Raw genomic sequence first — 1,535 nt, forward strand, 5'->3', positions numbered from 1 at the left:
ACGTCGTGCTGGTACTGCCCGACCCCGATGGACTTCGGGTCGATCTTGACGAGCTCGGCCAGCGGGTCCTGGAGCCGCCGGGCGATGGAGACCGCGCCGCGGATCGAGACGTCGAGGTCCGGCAGCTCCTTCGAGGCCTCCTCCGACGCCGAGTACACCGACGCGCCCGCCTCGGAGACCATCGCCGGGATGACGCCGGGCGCCGCCTTCGCGAGCTCCTGGGCCAGCTTGTGGGTCTCGCGCGACGCCGTGCCGTTGCCGATCGCGACGAGCTCCACCCCGTGCTGCGCCGCGAGGCGGGTCAGGGTGGCCAGCGAGGCGTCCCACTGGTTGCGCGGGACGTGCGGGTAGATCGTGTCGGTGGCGACGACCTTCCCGGTGCCGTCGACGATCGCGACCTTCACCCCGGTGCGCAGGCCCGGGTCGAGGCCCATCGTCGGGCGGGCACCGGCCGGCGCGGCGAGCAGGAGGTCGCGCAGGTTGCCGGCGAACACCCCGACGGCGCCCTCCTCGGCCACCTCGCGCAGCCGCACACGCAGGTCCACGACGAGCCGGGACGAGATCCGGGTGCGCCAGGCCCAGCGGGCGACGCCGACGAGCCACGGATCCGCCGGCCGCCCCCGGTCCGCGATCCCGGCGGCCGCGGCGACGCGGGCCTCGTAGGCGGAGGTGTCGCCGTCGTCGTCGGCGGAGCACGGGTCGAACGTCAGGGCCAGGACCTCCTCGGACTCGCCGCGCAGCAGCGCGAGGATCCGGTGGGAGGGCAGCTTCGTGAACGGCTCGTCGAAGGCGAAGTAGTCGGAGAACTTCGAGGCCGCCGGGTCCTCGGCCTTGCCCTCGCGGGCCACCGCGACCACGCGCCCGCGGGTCCACATCCGCTCGCGGAGCTCGCCGACGAGGTCGGCGTCCTCGGCGAAGCGCTCGACCAGGATCGCCCGGGCACCCTCGAGCGCGGCGTCGGCGTCGGCCACGCCCCGCTCGGGGTCGACGAAGGCGGCGGCAGCCGCGCGCGGGTCCACCGTCGGGTCCCCGAGCAGGCCGTCGGCGAGGGGCTCGAGGCCGGCCTCGCGGGCGATCATCGCCTTGGTGCGGCGCTTGGGCTTGTAGGGCAGGTAGACGTCCTCGAGGCGGCTCTTGGTCTCGGCGCCGAGGATCTGCGCGTGCAGCTCGTCGGTGAGCTTGCCCTGCTCACGCACCGACTCGAGGACCGCGGTGCGCCGCTCCTCGAGCTCGCGCAGGTACCCGAGGCGCTCGTCCAGGGTGCGCAGCTGGGCGTCGTCCAACCCGCCCGTGGCCTCCTTGCGGTACCGCGCGACGAACGGCACCGTCGCCCCGCCGTCGAGCAGCTCGACCGCGGCGCGCACCTGGTGCTCGCCGACGGCCAGCTCGGTGGCGAGGCGGCGCGGGACGGGCGGCAGTGCGGTGGGCGACGCGGGCGCGGTGGTCACGGGAGCCATGGTGCAACACCGCACCGACACCCACGGCCGGACCCGGCAGCCTCGTCGGGAAACCGGTGTGGCAGCGGTGATCGACGA

1 protein-coding gene is annotated in these 1,535 nt (G+C 75.0%); it reads right to left on the bottom strand.

Annotation, left to right across the window (positions count from 1 at the left end; translation table 11 throughout):
* Window positions 1-1,448, bottom strand: a 1,448-nt coding sequence (locus tag AC0CYZ_RS25835; RefSeq protein WP_472220674.1) for a Tex-like N-terminal domain-containing protein, incomplete at its 3' end; no start/stop codon positions are given.
* Window positions 1,449-1,535 lie beyond the last annotated feature (87 nt).

The organism is Actinomycetospora sp., assembly GCF_055612215.1.